Origin of the sequence: Bacillus sp. V59.32b, from assembly GCF_003429085.1 — a bacterium.
Classification (GTDB): Bacteria; Bacillota; Bacilli; order Bacillales; family DSM-1321; genus Peribacillus.
Window position 1 is genome coordinate 1 of sequence record NZ_QVTC01000054.1, and the last position, 15793, is coordinate 15793.

General features: G+C 39.8%; 13 protein-coding genes and 3 pseudogenes. 12 read left to right on the forward strand and 4 right to left on the reverse strand.

Translation table 11 applies throughout. The annotated features are described in order from the left end of the window. Nucleotides 1-371: 371 nt before the first annotated feature. From D0463_RS12940 to D0463_RS12970, 8 genes and pseudogenes are all read left to right on the forward strand, one after another. Nucleotides 372-605, forward strand: a complete 234-nt coding sequence (locus D0463_RS12940) for an excisionase family DNA-binding protein (RefSeq protein WP_117307811.1) — start codon at nucleotides 372-374, stop codon at nucleotides 603-605. A gap of 458 nt (nucleotides 606-1063) precedes the next feature. After that, nucleotides 1064-3784 carry a GTPase domain-containing protein gene (locus D0463_RS12945; protein WP_117307812.1) on the forward strand — a complete coding sequence of 907 codons (2721 nt, stop codon included), beginning with the start codon at nucleotides 1064-1066 and terminating at the stop codon, nucleotides 3782-3784. A gap of 361 nt (nucleotides 3785-4145) precedes the next feature. Next, a pseudogene (locus tag D0463_RS20440) lies at nucleotides 4146-5108 on the forward strand (HAMP domain-containing protein); the annotation flags it as partial. A gap of 123 nt (nucleotides 5109-5231) precedes the next feature. Continuing rightward, a complete protein-coding gene (locus tag D0463_RS20445; protein ID WP_483295740.1) occupies nucleotides 5232-6050 on the forward strand; it encodes a methyl-accepting chemotaxis protein in 819 nt (272 codons plus the stop codon). Nucleotides 6051-6165: 115 nt separating this feature from the next. After that, entirely contained in the window at nucleotides 6166-6906 is a 741-nt protein-coding gene (locus tag D0463_RS12955; RefSeq protein WP_117307814.1) for an alpha/beta hydrolase, read from the forward strand. 166 nt (nucleotides 6907-7072) lie between these two features. Then, a complete protein-coding gene (locus D0463_RS12960; protein WP_117307815.1) occupies nucleotides 7073-7888 on the forward strand; it encodes a basic amino acid ABC transporter substrate-binding protein in 816 nt (271 codons plus the stop codon). Nucleotides 7889-7960: 72 nt separating this feature from the next. Then, a complete protein-coding gene (locus D0463_RS12965) occupies nucleotides 7961-8617 on the forward strand; it encodes an amino acid ABC transporter permease (protein WP_117307816.1) in 657 nt (218 codons plus the stop codon). Beyond that, nucleotides 8614-9330, forward strand: a complete 717-nt coding sequence (locus D0463_RS12970) for an amino acid ABC transporter ATP-binding protein (protein WP_117307817.1) — start codon at nucleotides 8614-8616, stop codon at nucleotides 9328-9330. The genes D0463_RS12965 and D0463_RS12970 overlap by 4 nt, the downstream gene beginning before the upstream one ends. A 100-nt stretch (nucleotides 9331-9430) precedes the next feature. Here the strand turns inward: D0463_RS12970 and D0463_RS12975 are convergent, their stop codons facing one another. Continuing rightward, nucleotides 9431-9790, reverse strand: coding sequence for a hydrolase (locus D0463_RS12975; protein ID WP_117307818.1), 360 nt, complete (start codon nucleotides 9788-9790; stop codon nucleotides 9431-9433). Between the two features lie 186 nt (nucleotides 9791-9976). On the opposite strand from D0463_RS12975, the gene D0463_RS12980 reads away from it, so the two are divergent. The 3 genes from D0463_RS12980 (at nucleotide 9977) to D0463_RS12990 (ending at nucleotide 13122) form a co-directional block, all read left to right on the forward strand. Beyond that, nucleotides 9977-11125 (forward strand): ABC transporter ATP-binding protein, encoded by a 1149-nt coding sequence (locus tag D0463_RS12980; RefSeq protein ID WP_117307819.1) that lies wholly within the window; start codon nucleotides 9977-9979, stop codon nucleotides 11123-11125. Further along, nucleotides 11118-12677: a glycine betaine ABC transporter substrate-binding protein gene (locus tag D0463_RS12985; RefSeq protein WP_160118431.1), complete on the forward strand. Its 1560-nt coding sequence runs from the start codon at nucleotides 11118-11120 to the stop codon at nucleotides 12675-12677. The genes D0463_RS12980 and D0463_RS12985 overlap by 8 nt, the downstream gene beginning before the upstream one ends. Before the next feature lie 199 nt (nucleotides 12678-12876). Further along, nucleotides 12877-13122 (forward strand): hypothetical protein, encoded by a 246-nt coding sequence (locus tag D0463_RS12990; protein ID WP_117307821.1) that lies wholly within the window; start codon nucleotides 12877-12879, stop codon nucleotides 13120-13122. 39 nt (nucleotides 13123-13161) lie between these two features. On the opposite strand, the pseudogene D0463_RS12995 reads toward D0463_RS12990, so the two are convergent. Together D0463_RS12995 and D0463_RS13005 are read right to left on the reverse strand one after the other, a co-directional pair. Further along, nucleotides 13162-13326, reverse strand: a pseudogene (locus D0463_RS12995) (cytochrome C oxidase subunit IV family protein); the annotation flags it as partial. A 262-nt stretch (nucleotides 13327-13588) separates the two neighbouring features. Next, nucleotides 13589-14437, reverse strand: coding sequence for a cation diffusion facilitator family transporter (locus D0463_RS13005; protein ID WP_117307824.1), 849 nt, complete (start codon nucleotides 14435-14437; stop codon nucleotides 13589-13591). Nucleotides 14438-14583: 146 nt separating this feature from the next. Between D0463_RS13005 and D0463_RS13010 the strand changes: the two genes are divergently transcribed. Continuing rightward, nucleotides 14584-14982 (forward strand): FixH family protein, encoded by a 399-nt coding sequence (locus D0463_RS13010; protein ID WP_117307825.1) that lies wholly within the window; start codon nucleotides 14584-14586, stop codon nucleotides 14980-14982. 378 nt (nucleotides 14983-15360) lie between these two features. On the opposite strand, the pseudogene D0463_RS13015 reads toward D0463_RS13010, so the two are convergent. Further along, nucleotides 15361-15666 (reverse strand): annotated as a pseudogene (locus D0463_RS13015) (metallophosphoesterase); the annotation flags it as partial. Nucleotides 15667-15793 lie beyond the last annotated feature (127 nt).

Here is a 15793-nt window from a genome sequence, read left to right on the forward strand (position 1 = left end):
AAAGCGAGTAGATTCCATGACCATTTGAAAATCAACAATGGAATTTAACAGAGCCAAGATAAAAAGAAGAGGAAAAACAAATAATAATTAACTCTCATCCATTTGGCTGAGGTTTTATTTTTGCGTGATTAAAAAGGTTTTAAAAGAGGGTTTTGTTTAATGAACTGCTGTCGGGTACTATGATAAAATAAACACTAATTCTAATTGAATTGAGCTAAAAACAAAAAAGAGGAACCTATCACGGTTCCTCCATTTTTTAATTATAATTAACGTTAATAACAATGGGACAGTAGCATAGATGGAAAAATAAAGTAACCTTACGAAAATAAGCTTTAATTGGTTGTATAAAGGTAGGTTAGGAGTGACGAAAAGTGTATTTAACAGTAGAGGAAACGGCTGATTATTTATCGGTTTCTGTACCATACGTGGAGAATTTAATTTTACAAGGGAAAATACGAGTTGTGCATGACGGTGAGGGTGTAGTATTGGTCTACAAGGAACAGTTCAAGACACATTTTGAACAGCTTGAGAAATATAAAATGTTAGTAAGGGAATTGGCCGATGAACCAATTCCGGAAGATATAGATGTAAAGGATGAAGATTAAGTTCTACCGACCGAAAAAATAAAAACATAACGAATCTATCTATTAAGGGATGGCAGTCAAAGGACTGTCATCTTTTTTAAAGCTTTGATAAGAATCCAACCTTTTTATGAAATGTACAGTGGATCTTGCCAGATGTCCCCACGGTTCTCTTCCGCACGATAAAATTCTTTTCTCCATTAACGTTTCTCATTCAGTATTCAGGGTAAATAATTAAATGAAAAATATGGGTTTATGTGAAAAGTATGGATGAAGAGATTTATAATTTAATCATATATTAATATTTTTGCAATATATTAATATTAAGATCGAAAAATGTAAACTGTTTGAAATCTCAGAAGGAAAATAGTTTGTTAAAATAATATGTTAGTGATTATAAAATTTTTCAAGAAAATGAATGTGTTAGTTCGTTTCTTATTGCATAAACATTACTTTCAAATCTTTTAATGCGGGGGACTGAAATGAATTTAGATAATACGTTGATTACTAAGAAGTTTTACGAGACTTTACTGGAGGATGACAGCTCGTCCAATCCCATTCAATTGCTTAGCGAAGCTTTTTTAGAGGAACAGAAGAAAGAAGATAAGGAATTATCGTCTATTCGATTTGCGCAAGGCGAGGTTTATTTCGCTTTTAAAGATTATGAAACTGCCATTTTTAAATGGGGCCATGTCACGGGAGAATTGGAGCCGTGGGCTAAAAAGAATACGGCTGATGCTTATTATGAGCTGGGCAGCTTGCCTACGGCTGAAGAAACATATAAGTCGACTGCGGCTGAAAGCCTGGTTCTGAGGTCAGAGGTGGCCTTACAGCTATTTTCCTTATACATAGAAGAGGAAAAGTTTGACCTTGCCTCCCGTACAATTAAAGACGCGGTTTCCGTCCACCCTGATTATCCCAATGTTACAGATATAGCGCGTTCCTTTTTTGAAGAAAAGCAGGATTACAGCAGTGCCGTTGATTTGGCACTAAAGGAGAGTATGCGCACAGAATCATCGCAATGGTTCGATGTTTTGCAGGATTATGTGGATAAAGGCTTTACACAAGAACTGCCTCCGGATTATTTCTCTGAGCTACTGCGAACGATTTACAGAGTGGATCAAGCTCGGTTTGAGAGGCTTGTACTATCGCTTTGGGACGTTTATAAAAAGCAAAAAGCCTATTTTTCCTGGTTGGCATCCATCAATCGCTTCTTTTCGGAAGTGGAAGTTGGACCTTACGACACATTTCATGGACTGTCCGCTGCTTATAAAGATACGTACCTTGAATTGCTGCACAAGAAGTATTTCGTAACAGAGTTACAGAATGTTGTTCCACAGCTGCTCTCGAATTGGTTGAAGCTTGCGGATCAATCTCATGCTTTGTTTGCATCTGCGGCCGTATTGTCTTGGAGTGAAATATTCCCTGAAAGCATTCATTCGCTGTCTGTGAGTGATGCGGAAAACCTGTTGTTGAATTCCAAAAATCATAGCCATTTATTAGCGGAAAGCAGTGCTTTGTTCCATGACATCTCAGAATGGGCTGAACAGAACCAATTAGAAACCGGCGTGAAAAACAAATGGATGATCCGAGAGCTTATGGATTTACAAACACAACGCCTGTTAATTGCAGGAACAGGCGGATCAGGGAAATCGTCATTTATGAATACCGTGCTGGGTGAGGAGATTGTCAGAGACGGAGCCTCGGCCTTTATCATCGTAAAGGACAGTGAACATACAGAAATTACAGAGATTTCCGATAGCGAACTTAAATCGGTTCCGGATCTTGAAAGCATAGCCTTAAATCGCCGCCAAAGAGAGTCGCTGTTTGAAGTTAAATTCCCGTCAGCCTTTTTACAGCAACGTGGGCTGTCGTTCATTGATACTCCTGGCCTGAACGGAAGCCAGCCGGTAAGGAATGAGATCTTCAACCTGTTGCATGCTGCCGACGGTCTCATCTTTGTACTCGATGCCCACACACCGTTTACCGAGAGGGAGCGGGATATGGTTCTTGACATAAAAAGGCATTCGCCATACATGCAAGTCCATTTTCTGCTAAATAAGATTGATAAAATCAATCATGAAGAAGAGACAATTCGAATCCTTGAAGATGCGACCGAAAGAATTCAATCATATTTTCCTCACTCCAAGGTATTTGCGTTTTCTGCTCATTATAATACCGACAAGCAGCTGAGCGATTTAGCTGAATTTCTATCGCTTAACTTCCATGCAAGCCTGGAAGAAGAACGGGCTGAAAAGCTTTTGTATTTTATCCGTAAAACCTTGACTTCACTGTTGGAAAGACGGATGGACATGGAAAATAAATTGGTCGAATCCATCAACTGGAATGAGGAAATGACCGTCAAGCTAAACGGTGCCATCAATCAGGTCAATGATTTAGAGAAAGAAAAGACAAAGGGAATTAAAACCAAGTACCGCCTGCTTAAAGAAGGCGTGAAAAACGATCTGACTTCCAGTATTCCGGAGATCCTGCGCGGGTGCGCCGAACTGCTCCAGGAAGACAGCGACTTCCGCAGGATCCACATTGATTTAAACGAAGTCATGAATGAGCGGATTCGGGAGTATATAGACCATACCGTCCTGCCGAAGTTCCATTCTTCCCTTCAGGAATGGATTTCGGATTCACAAGAGGAATTTAGCCAAAGCCAATATTATCTGGAAGAAATGAGCAATGGTTTTAATGCGATGTATGGGGACGAGAGGATGCAATTGGAATGCGACTTTAAGGTGCTCGACGATTGGCGCCGTGATGCCGATCGCATGACGAGTGGGCTGTATATTGATGATGTCAATATTCTGATGCGTCATACACCTTCGCAATTGCTGCTAAAGAGTGCTGGCAAGTTGTTTGGTGGCTTTACGCAGAATAAAACCGCACTGTATACAAGATATAAAAAGTTTCTCGAGACTGAGGACTATGATGATGTGGCAGCGTCCATCACACGTAAATTCCTTTCCCAGTTCGAACTGTTTGAAAAATCGCTGGACCGGGATATTGCATTTTTCTTTAGAAACCCCTTAAACATATTGAATCGAGCGGTTGAACAGTCACATCTGGAGATCAATGATAATAAGGTAGCACTTGATAAAATGAGAGAAAATCCTGAAATATACCGTGATCCAATTACACTGTTTGAAGTGCAGCTTCGCCAGTATGAATGGATGTTGAATGCCGGGAAATAAATGCACAGAACTATGGCCTCCAATCACTGGAGGCTTTTTTTCGATTAAATAGGAGAGAGCGGATATAGCATAGCTGTAGATGTATCGTCTTGGACAATATCATTAAATAAATGAATATCAGATAATGATGCTCAACTATTTTAAACTATTCGTTAACTTAAAAACAGTATAAATCGAAATTTATTGAATATTTAAAAAAGCATCTTGAATTAGTTAAGAAAATCTATATAATAGTCTAAAATACCTATTTAGAAATAGGAAAAAGGGGCTATTCATTATGAAGGGATTAAGAGAGTGGTATTCCAAAAGTATTCAGCGTCAAATCCTAATTCCGTTTTTATCCATCATTGTATTAGGCGGAATGATTGTTGCTGTTGTCAGCTATCAGTATAGTGTAAAGCTGACAACAGATGAATTGTCTAAAACGATCACACAGCAAGTAAAGGGAATGAACGAGTCTTTTGAATTGTTTTTCCGAAATACAGAATCCACAATTAATCGATTTGCCGATAAACAAGAGCTAATAAACTATAAAACGGATAAGGAATACATATTTAAGGAATTTGAAGATACGGTGAAAAGCAATCCTGCCATTATGAATATTTACATAGGCACTGAAACAACAGAAATGTATATCTATCCTGAACAAGAACTTCCGGATGATTATGATCCACGAACAAGGCCTTGGTATCAGGATGCGATTGGAAAAAAGGACCAGGTAATTTGGACAGAGCCTTATATCGATACTGCTTCGAAAAAAACAATCATTAGTTCTGCAAAAGCATTTTACGATGGGGATAAGCTAGTTGGGGTAATGGCGATTGATATTTCAATTGATACCTTAATTGAGATGGCCAATAAAACAAAATTTGGTGAAACAGGTTATACGTTCTTGTTAGATAAGAGTGGAAAATACCTTGCCCATCCTGACAAATCAAAAGTCACCGGAGATGTATCCAAAGAAACATTCTATCAAGAAATGAAAGGCAAAGAAGGATTGATAAATAGCACTTATAATGGGAAAGAACGAATCTTTGGGTATGTTACTAATCCAACGACTGGCTGGAAGCTTTCAGGCATCATCGATAAAGCAGAGTTTGAAGGTTATGGGAAAAGCGTACTTATTCCTATTGTGATCGCCTTTTCGGTTGTAATCTTTATCTCGATTCTAATAAGTTTATTCGTTACAAAATCAATTACAAAACCAATCAAGGCTCTACAAAATATCATGGAGAAAGTAGAAGAAGGTGATTTGACCGCGAAAATCTCGATGAACAGGCGTGATGAAATAGGTAAACTGGCTGCAAGCTTTGACAAAATGACCTCTCAAATCAGAGGCATACTTTCCAAGGTGGCCAAGATTTCTGATGAGGTTTCAGATTCTTCCATGACTATGGTAGCCAGCGCAGAAGAGAACAGTGCAGCTTATAATGAAGTTGCACATACAATGGAGCAAATTGCATCAGGAGCCGCTGACCAGACAGAAATTGTACAGGAAAATGAATCGGATGCAAACGGGATCGCTGAAAAATTAGAAGAAATAGAAGTATATTCAAGGAATATGTTGAAGGAATCAGAATTAATGTTCGACGCTTCGGAAGACGGGATGAACAAGGTTCAAGAGTTGAAGAAGCAATTCAATGTTACCAGTGATCTTGCGAATGAAATGGGTGAAGCAGTTAAGACATTGGACGATCGTTCCCACTCCATCAGCGATATTGTCAAGACCATTTCGGCCATTGCGGGACAGACTAATCTATTGGCACTAAATGCAGCTATCGAAGCGGCCAGAGCTGGAGAACATGGGAAAGGATTTGCGGTAGTCGCAGATGAAGTAAGGAAACTAGCTGAGCAGACAGAAGGATCATTGCAGGAAATCTCAGAAATCATTCAGTTTATGCAGGCAGATACTTCAAATACAGTCCAACTTATCGATCAAACGACCAATCACATTATTGAACAAGGGAAATCGGTAACGGAAACTGAGAATGCTTTTACATCTATTAACGCAACTATCACAGAGACCTTTAAAAAATTCGAGCATATTATAGAAGCGCATAAAGAAATGGGTCTTAAAAAGGATCAACTTCTGTCGAATGCTTCACGGTTAAGTTCGATCAGCCAGGATACGGCTGCTGGAACCGAACAAGTTTCTGCGTCTGTTGAGGAAACCACCGCATCCATGGAACAGTTGAATAAACTCGCTTCCGACCTGGAATCATTTGCTAAGGAAATGCAAGCTGAAATCAAGAGATTTGTTGTGTAAGGAAGTTTGAAGGGGCTGAATGTTCAGCCCCTTTTTTAACAAAAAAAGCAGGAAATTCAGTTATTTTAACGAATTAATATGTCAAAGCGCTATATTCTTGTTGGGAGGTAAGCATATGTCTGAAAAATATCCTGTTTTACAAGGCGCCGAGCCTTTTTACTTTGCCGGCAATAAAGTTGGAATCCTGGTCGTTCATGGATTCACGGGATCCACCCAAAGCATGCGCCCGCTCGGAGAAGCGTATGCAAAGGCCGGCTACACGGTATGCGGACCACGGCTTAAGGGGCATGGAACGCATTACGAGGATATGGAGAAGACGAGCTATCACGACTGGATTGCTTCTGCGGAAGAAGGTTTTCAATGGCTGAAGCAGCGTTGTGAAACGATTTTTGTGACCGGGCTATCTATGGGAGGGACCTTAACTTTATATTTAGCAGAACATCATCCAGACATTAAAGCGATCATTCCGATTAACGCAGCTATAGAAATTGCGGATATGGCAGCGGTGCAGCACTCTGATGCAAGGTACTTGGATGCGATCGGTTCAGACATAAAAAATCCGGATATTAAAGAGCTTGCCTATGAAAAGACGCCGGTACGTTCTGTAAAGGAAATCGTTGAATTAATGGGCGTGGTAAAGGAAAACCTCGATAAAATAAGCTGCCCGGCCTTGATTTTTGTTTCTGGAGAAGATCATGTCGTTCCGCCGAATAATTCTCAGACTATATATGATGAAATCTCTTCCGAGGCAAAGCGACTCTGTCAATTAGACAACAGCTACCATGTTGCGACTCTTGATTATGATCAATCTATCATTATTGAACACACATTGAAATTCATCAAGGAAATATCGTGAATTATTCACTAGAATGAAATAATATTAAAATCAGAAAATTGGAATTAAAGCAATTGAGTATCATTTTTTCTTTCTCTATAAATTAAAAGGTGGTATAATACTTTTACTATTCAAAAATACTGAATTATTAAAAGAATGTATTCGTTATACATGAGGGGGAAATTTAATGAAAAAAGTATCATCATTACTGATGGCCATGGTGTTTGCCGTGATCTTGGCCGCCTGCGGTTCTGAAGAGACAAGCAGCGGGGCTAATGGGGATTCCGGTTCTGATAAAAAGACACTCCGAGTCGTGACAGATGCGAATTACTCTCCGTTTGAGTATATGGATGGAGATAAAATTGTCGGATTTGACGTTGATTTTGTGAATGCAGTGGCAGAAGAAGCCGGTTATGAAGTGAAAATTGAAAATGTAGGCTGGGATCCTTTATTTCTGGAAGTGAAGAACAAGAGCGCGGATTTCGGTATGTCTGCGATTACGATTAATGAAGACCGGAAGCAGACATATGATTTCTCCACACCATATTTTCTGTCAACCAATAAAATACTGGTTCCTGAAAACAGCGATATCAAATCTGCTGAAGACTTAAAAGGAAAAACAATCTCCGTGCAGAATGCAACAACAGGCCAGGCATCAGCTGAAAAGCTGTTAGGCAAAAACAACAAAAACATCAAGAAATTCGAGAATAACAATCTTGCAATCATGGAGCTTACTAGCGGTGGAGCCGATGCAGTTGTCGCCGACAATACCGTAATTGAAGAGTACGCAAAGAACAATCCGGATCAGAAATTAGTTGTTATCGAAGATGAAGCTGCATTTGATTCAGAATTTTACGGGCTGATGTTCCCGAAAGACAGCGAAATCAAGGCAGATTTTGATGAAGCTACTAAAAAGATTATTGATAACGGCAAGTATGCGGAAATCTATAAAAAGTGGTTCAAAGTTGAGCCGGATTTAGAGGCATTAAAAGAACAACAATAAGGAAAAAGATAAATTGCGTAACAACGGATGTTGTGTTACGCAATTTTTTACCTATCCGGGGGAGAAAATAAGATGGATGTACGTTTTGATATTATCATTGATTATGCGCCATATCTATTAGAGGGGACATTGCTGACGATTGGGCTTTCTTTAGCAGGAATAGCAATCGGTACAGTGCTTGGATTGTTAATAGGCCTGGGTAAAATGATGCGGAATAAGTTTTTAGCATTTCCGTTTGAATGTTACATTACCGTTTTTCGAGGAACACCGTTGTTGGTTCAAATATTACTGATCCATTTCGCTGTCGTTCCGTTTTTTACGGGACAGACCAACGGGATCCTGGCTTCGATTATTACGCTTTCACTGAATGCTGCGGCTTATATCGCTGAAATTTTCCGCGCAGGAATCCTATCGATTGATCGGGGGCAAATGGAAGGTGCCCGGTCGCTCGGAATGAATCATGTCCAAGCCATGAGATACGTTATCCTGCCGCAGGCATCCAAAAGGATGATCCCTCCTCTAGGCAATGAATTCATTGTATTGATTAAAGAATCATCACTGGCTTCCATTGTAGCGGCACCTGAGCTTATGTATTGGGGAAGGGCGATGCAGGGGCAATATTTCCGGGTATGGGAACCATATCTGACTGCCGCTCTGATCTACTTAATCCTGACACTTACATTAAGCTTCTTATTATCTCGCTTGGAAAGAAGGCTGGCTACTGAATGATTAGAGTAGAGAAACTTAAAAAGACATTTGGCACTAATGAGGTTTTAAAGGATATCAATATTACGATCAAGCCTCAGGAGGTAGTCGTGGTAATCGGTCCTTCGGGTTCAGGCAAATCCACCTTCCTGAGATGCATTAACCTTCTTGAATCAATTACGGAAGGGCATGTATACATAGAAGGAAAAGATATCACCGACAAAAAAACGGATATCAATAAAATCAGGGAAGAGGTGGGGATGGTCTTTCAGCAATTCAATCTATTCCCGCACAAAACAGTGATTGAAAATATCATGCTCTCTCCTTTGAAAGTAAAAAAGGTAAAACCTGAACAGGCCAGGGAAAAGGGAATGACTTTGCTTCGGAAGGTCGGGCTCGAGGAAAAAGCGAATGTTTATCCGGATTCCTTATCAGGCGGGCAGAAGCAGCGTGTCGCAAGGGCATTGGCGATGGAGCCGAAGATCATGCTGTTTGATGAACCAACATCCGCACTCGATCCGGAAATGGTCGGCGAGGTTCTTGAAGTAATGAAGCAGCTTGCCAAGGAAGGCATGACCATGGTCGTCGTTACACATGAAATGGGCTTTGCCCGTGAAGTGGGAGACAGGGTCTTCTTTATGGATGGCGGTTATATTGTTGAAGAGAATGTCCCGAAAGAGTTATTTGAAAATCCGCAGCAGGAAAGAACCAAGGCGTTCCTGAGCAAAATTTTATAGAATCGGTTCATTTTTTTATTTAAACGATAGATTAAATTTTCACAGCAAAAAGAGACACCATTTGAGTGTCTCTTTTTCTTTCAATGAAGCTAGCAAACACTTAAGTGAACTTTTGTATCTCTTCATCTTGCTGCAGTTTATCTTCCCCTAATATCCCCATTTCTATAACGTGGTTCCTGGCCGCCTCATCCCCCAGCTGATAAATGATAGCGTATATTTTCTTAAGCGCATCATCATATCGATGGTTAGCAGGATCTTTATGATATTCAATATAAGGGATTTGGGCACGTACATATGATTGCATATCGGCGTCATAGCTTTCGCTTAAAAGCGTCTTTAATTCGTGCAGCTCTTCATCGGTTGCTTCTATTTTAAAGCTTGGATTTTCTTCAATGGCAGGACGACTCAACACATCACCGCTTACAAGATCCACATAATAGGTTTTCTTCATCGATTCCATTGCTTCCACTCCTATACCTTTTTATTGTTTATTTACCACTATTGAAGGAAGATTAACCACTTAATTCCTTATCCCTGCTTAAATAAAAATTTGCTTGGTTTCTAACTTGCTTGCTTAGGGTAAAAGTAATATAAAGTACGATACACATACATGAATAATGGGAGTATTGGATGGAGGGGACGATTTTTGATTACGTTTGAGCATGTAGGAAAGACGTATCCTGATGGGTTTAAAGCACTAAAGGATATAAATTTAACGATTCAAAAAGGGGAATTGATCACATTGATCGGCCCAAGTGGCTGTGGGAAAACAACGACCATGAAAATGATCAATCGCCTGATAGAGCCGACACAAGGCTTAATCACGATTGAAGGGGAAGATATTTCACTTAAAAATCCCGTGGAGCTGCGAAGAAGTATTGGCTATGTCATTCAGCAGATCGGATTGCTTCCGCATATGACGATTGCGGAAAATATTTCACTCGTTCCGAGATTGAAGGGCTGGGAAAAGGAACGCTATCACAACAGGGTTGATGAACTGCTCGAAATGGTGGGCCTCGATCCGGAAACATATAAGGAAAGATATCCGGACGAGCTGAGCGGAGGGCAGCAGCAACGAATCGGGGTTATTCGCGCTCTGGCTGCTGAACCGCCGATTGTCCTTATGGATGAGCCGTTCAGCGCGCTCGATCCCATCAGCCGGGAACAGCTTCAGGATGAACTTGTGAAACTGCAGGGAACCATCAACAAGACAATTATCTTTGTCACTCATGATATGGATGAAGCCATTAAGATCTCGGACCGGATAGCGATCATGAAAGACGGGGAGATCGTACAGTTCGACACGCCTGAAAAAATCCTGCGGCACCCTGCTAATGATTATGTAAAAGGGTTCATCGGCGAAGATAGGCTTGAGAATGCCAGCTCTTCCGGACCCATTGCAAAGGACTTAATGCTACGGAAGCCTGTAACGGCAAAGCCATCCAGAGGCCTTGCTGAAGCGCTCAGCCTCATGAAATCATATCGGGTGGACACTCTGCTTGTAACCGACAATCAGGATCATCTACTCGGAATCGCCACGATTGAAAGTGTTAAGCAACACTTTCAGGATGAGGAAAAAGTAGTAAGCGAGATCATGGAGACAAATGTGAAAACGGTACATATCGATTCTCCGTACTCGGATGTGGCAGAGGTTTTTGCGCGAGAAGGGGCTCCTACCATTCCCGTCCTTCAAGATGGAAGGCTGGTCGGTTTAATTACCCGAGGAACAATGATGCGTGGCCTTGCGGGAATGCAACCTGTATTAACGACGGAAGGGGACAGCGATCATGGTTAATTTTTTTCAGGCATTGGCAGAAACTTTCCGCGAACGGTGGCCTGATATTTTAATAGGCTTGCAGGAGCACTTATTTTTGTCGTTAATTTCGATTTTTATCGCGGCGATCATCGCGATTCCGCTTGGGATATATATTTCAAAGAAAAAGAAAATTGCTGAATCTGTAATTGGCGTTACCGCTATCTTTCAAACGATTCCAAGCCTTGCTCTATTCGGCTTTTTGCTGCCGATATTCGGGATTGGAAGTACGACGGCAATCATTGCTTTAACGATCTATGCATTGCTTCCTATCATTCGTAATACCTACACCGGAATTAACAGTGTGCCGGATTCGACTGTCGAAGCTGGAAGAGGGATGGGGATGACAGAGGGGCAAATTCTGCGGATGATTGAGCTGCCGCTTGCCCTGCCGATTATCATGTCAGGATTGCGCACGGCTGCTGTAATGACGATTGGGGTCGCTACCTTGGCTGCTTTCATCGGTGCAGGAGGATTAGGAGATCTGATTTATAGAGGTTTATCATCGACAAGGAATGAACTTGTATTAGCTGGTGCGATACCGGTTGCCTTGCTTGCGATCATTTGCGACTGGATCTTAAAGCAAATTGAAATGGCGGCGATGCCAAAGGCAAAGAAAAAGCGTTCCTTTGTCAAAATATCTCTGATTGCTGCACCGGTGGCGGCTGTCTTATTGGTGCTTGGCATTAGCGCAAACAGTGGAGCAACGCATGAGGATCAAATCGTGGTTGCCGGTAAGAAATGGACTGAGCAATACATTTTGCCTTATCTGATTGAAGCTTACGTAGAAGACAAAACAGAATATGATGTAAAAGTGGAAGATGGGCTTGGTGAAACGCCGATATTGACGAAAGCGATCCAAAATGGAGATATTGACATGTATATAGAATATACAGGGACAGGATTGCTTACTATCTTAAAAGAAGAATATCAGCCGTCCATGACCGCTGATGAAATATATGAAAAAGTAAAAGAAGGCTATAAGGAAAAATACGATTTGGAATGGTTAAATCCACTTGGATTTGAGAACACATACGCACTTGCCTTAAATCCGGAAACGGCTAAGGAATTAAATGTGACAACCGCTTCGGAATTGGGCCCTTCAACACCTGAACTAGCATTTGGAGGATCGGCAGAGTTCTTTGAAAGAGAAGACGGGTTTCCCGCTTTAATCGAAACGTATGATTACCAATTTAAGGAAAAAGATAGCCTTGATCCAAACCTTATGTACACGGCTGTGAGGGAAGGCGATGTTGACATGATCCCGGCGTTTACAACGGATGGGCGGATTACCCGTTTTAATCTAAAAGTGTTAGAGGATGATAAGCGATTCTTCCCACCTTATTATGCGGCACCGATTGTAAGGGAGGATACTTTGAAGAAGCATCCTGATTTAAAAGGAGTAATGAACTCTCTTGAAGGAAAAATTTCTGAAGAAGAAATGGCGGAAATGAACGCAAGAGTTGATTTGGATAAAGAAGAGCCTAAAAAAGTGGCCATCGAATTCTTAAAGCAAAAAGGTCTAATTAAATAAAGTAAATAATAAACTGATCACTGCCCCAATTAATTTTCGGGGCAGTTTTTTATTAAAAAAGGGCGGTTATCTTAACAAAGTCAAGCAATAAAGCATATAATAAATCAAAAACAACATACAAATTTGACAAAAATGTGAAATTTAATTTGACAATTTTGTGAACAAGGTGAATAATATATAAAAAAGGAGGCTTACTAAAATGCAATCATATGGAAAAGTTTTAAATGCGGTTAAGTACGCCGGCGGTATTATTTTGACACTGGGAATTGCGATTTTCTTATACGGGTTTTTTGGAAGCGATTACAGCGCGATAACAGGAATTGGAATTGGGACCATTATGGGGGCTGTCTTTATCTTCCTGATGGGTGTGTTCTTTGTAACGACGGAAGAGATGCTTGAGAAAAAATATAAAGGGGTTCATGTAAGTCCAATCAAAGATAAATAAAAGGAGCGCCCTCCCAGGCGCTCCTTTTAATATGAGGAATTACATATCCCAAATCATAATCAGTAATGTACCTAAAACGGTAATCAACGCTATGAATACCCCAAAGTATACATTGGTATAGATTGATGCTTTATCTTTCGATTCCCCAGCATGCATGAACACAATCAGCTGAACTGCTGCCTGCACGAATGCTGTTGCCAGAAGAGGATATTTGTCTCTCATGTACCTTATTGTCGATATCTATAGGAGCTACAATCTTTATCGGAATGAAAATGGATAGCGACTCCATAAAGATGGATATACTTTTTCTTGGAGTCGCTATCGGGAAGTTATGTTACGTTACTATTTACAAACTATTATGGAAAAGTCTTAAGATAAATAGAAATTTCAAGATGATTGGTGTAGCAATATTAGGGTTACTCTTTTTCCATTTATTTGAATGAAAGCAAGGAGGTTATTATTCATCTCAATAGTCAATTTGGATTGTTTGATCAATAATATTGATTTCCTTGGCTATTGCAGTAATGTTTTGTTTGATGGATGTTATAGAACTAGGATTTACCTCTTGTCCTACTTTCAGATGAACGGTTAATGCATGGTGTTCCCCGTCAATCGTCCAGATACGTAATTGTTTGACTTCTTTTACACCTTCCACTGCTCTTATCTTTTTTTCTACTTTTCCGACATCCACGTCATTTGGCGTTGACTCCAAAAAGATGGTCAAGGTACTTTTAAGACTTTTTACTACATTAAATAAAACAAATAATGTGATACAAATAGAGAGAATGGGATCAAGAATTGGGATTTCTTTAAACATCATAATGATGCTTACAATAAGTATGGCTGCCCAGCCCATAACATCCTCAAGTAAGTGCCACGAAAGAACTTTTGAATTGAGGTTTCCATCCCCTTTCTTTAATTTGATTGCTGCAAAACCATTTACTATGACCCCTAAAATTGCTAAATAAAGCATTCCTTGTGAATTAGGGGCAACAGGATCGAATAACCTCTTACCAGCTTCGATTAAAACAAATAAAGAGCCGAAAATTAAAACACTTCCACTTATTAAAGCACTCAAAAGAGAAAATCTTTTGTATCCAAATGGGAAACGTGAACTGGCTTTTTTGTGGGACTTTTTCTCGAGATACCAAGAAGCTCCGAGCGAGATACTATCCCCAAGATCGTGGACCGCATCGGAAATAATAGAGATGCTTCCGGTTATGATTCCGCCTATCAGTTCGACAATTGCGAAAAAGAAGTTTAACCAAAAAGCTGTTCCAATTCTCTTGCTTAGGGAATTCTGATGATCATGCATTTTTTTCACTCCTCTCTTTGTTTTTCCCCTTCGTAAACGCCAGTGAAACCACGTACATGTGTTAACAAGGATGTAACAGTTTTCATATACATAGTGTGATACCATGAATTAGAGATATAAATAACATGAATTGAAGGAGAAAAAGTATGGTAATGAGAAAATTGATGTATGTATTGTTATTTTTATTTTTAGTCCTAGCTGGTTGTGGAGATAAGGAAAAAGAGCAAGGCGGTGACATGCCTCAAGTAGTCGAGGTGCAATTTAATACAGATCCTAAGGATATAAAGTCAAATGAAACAGTGAAGCTCATGGCAACTGTAGTACAAGGGAAGGAAAAAGTGACTGATGCTGATAAAGTAGAATTTGAAATTTGGAAAGAAGGGGAAAATGAGAACCAACACACAAAGCAAAAAGCAAAACACGAAAAGAATGGAATCTATGCCATTTCATATACTTTCAAGGAACCAGGGACATATTATGTAATATCCCACACCACTGCAAGAAGATCACATACGATGCCTCAAAATAAAATTCAAGTAAAATAACGTGATACACAATTGTGGATGGTGTCAGCTTGAGCGATGTAAAAGTGAGTACCAATAAAGAGATTTGTATTGGCTTCCTTTTTTACCTATGTAGTGTGAATATTGTTATCTCAGGAGGACAATAAAAACGAATAGGCAGTAAAGTTGTTCCTATTCCTCTATTCGTATAAAGCAGCATTTTACTATTTGGAATTTTGTTTAATCTTGGACATACTTCTTTGCCCCGTCTGGTGTAGATAGTGCACCTAAAACCGGTAATCGAATTTGTCCGCCATGGCTATGACCAGACAACTGCAAATCTATTGGAAATTGTCCAGTTAGATCTGCGGTGTCTGGCTCATGAGCTAACATCAGTCAAGTGATCTGCTGGAATGCCAATCAATGATTGCTCAATTTTGGATTTCCAGATATCATATCATCTAAACCAGCAAAATAAATTTTACTTCCCTGTTTTTCGAAAGTAACCTTATTATTTAGTAGAAAAGTAAAACCGCTTTTCTGAAAAGCATTAATAACTTCTTCACTTTTATCAATTTTATAATCATGATTCCCTAATATAGCAATCTTACCTAGAGTAGCTTTTAATTGTTTAAGAACAGGAAGAGCTTCTTTCAATACTTCAACAATCTCCTCGATTAAATCCCCTGTAAAACAAAGAATATCAGCTTTTAAGTTATTTATTTCTTTAACTACTTTACTAAATTATTTTCATCGAAGTAATTTCCTAAATGTATATCGCTAAACTGAATAATTTTCAATCCTGAAAAAGCCTCTGGTAATCTCTTGAAGGAAAGGTTAATTTCGTTCACAT

Bases quoted from the DNA above. Each gene is read 5' to 3' on its own strand.
- D0463_RS12945 (WP_117307812.1), top strand. From the start codon at position 1,064: ATGAATTTAGATAATACGTTGATTACTAAGAAGTTTTACGAGACTTTA.
- D0463_RS20445 (WP_483295740.1), top strand. From the start codon at position 5,232: ATGGAGCAAATTGCATCAGGAGCCGCTGACCAGACAGAAATTGTACAG.
- D0463_RS12955 (WP_117307814.1), top strand. From the start codon at position 6,166: ATGTCTGAAAAATATCCTGTTTTACAAGGCGCCGAGCCTTTTTACTTT.
- D0463_RS12960 (WP_117307815.1), top strand. From the start codon at position 7,073: ATGAAAAAAGTATCATCATTACTGATGGCCATGGTGTTTGCCGTGATC.
- D0463_RS12965 (WP_117307816.1), top strand. From the start codon at position 7,961: ATGGATGTACGTTTTGATATTATCATTGATTATGCGCCATATCTATTA.
- D0463_RS12970 (WP_117307817.1), top strand. From the start codon at position 8,614: ATGATTAGAGTAGAGAAACTTAAAAAGACATTTGGCACTAATGAGGTT.
- D0463_RS12975 (WP_117307818.1), bottom strand. From the start codon at position 9,790: ATGGAATCGATGAAGAAAACCTATTATGTGGATCTTGTAAGCGGTGAT.
- D0463_RS12985 (WP_160118431.1), top strand. From the start codon at position 11,118: ATGGTTAATTTTTTTCAGGCATTGGCAGAAACTTTCCGCGAACGGTGG.
- D0463_RS12990 (WP_117307821.1), top strand. From the start codon at position 12,877: ATGCAATCATATGGAAAAGTTTTAAATGCGGTTAAGTACGCCGGCGGT.
- D0463_RS13005 (WP_117307824.1), bottom strand. From the start codon at position 14,437: ATGCATGATCATCAGAATTCCCTAAGCAAGAGAATTGGAACAGCTTTT.
- D0463_RS13010 (WP_117307825.1), top strand. From the start codon at position 14,584: ATGGTAATGAGAAAATTGATGTATGTATTGTTATTTTTATTTTTAGTC.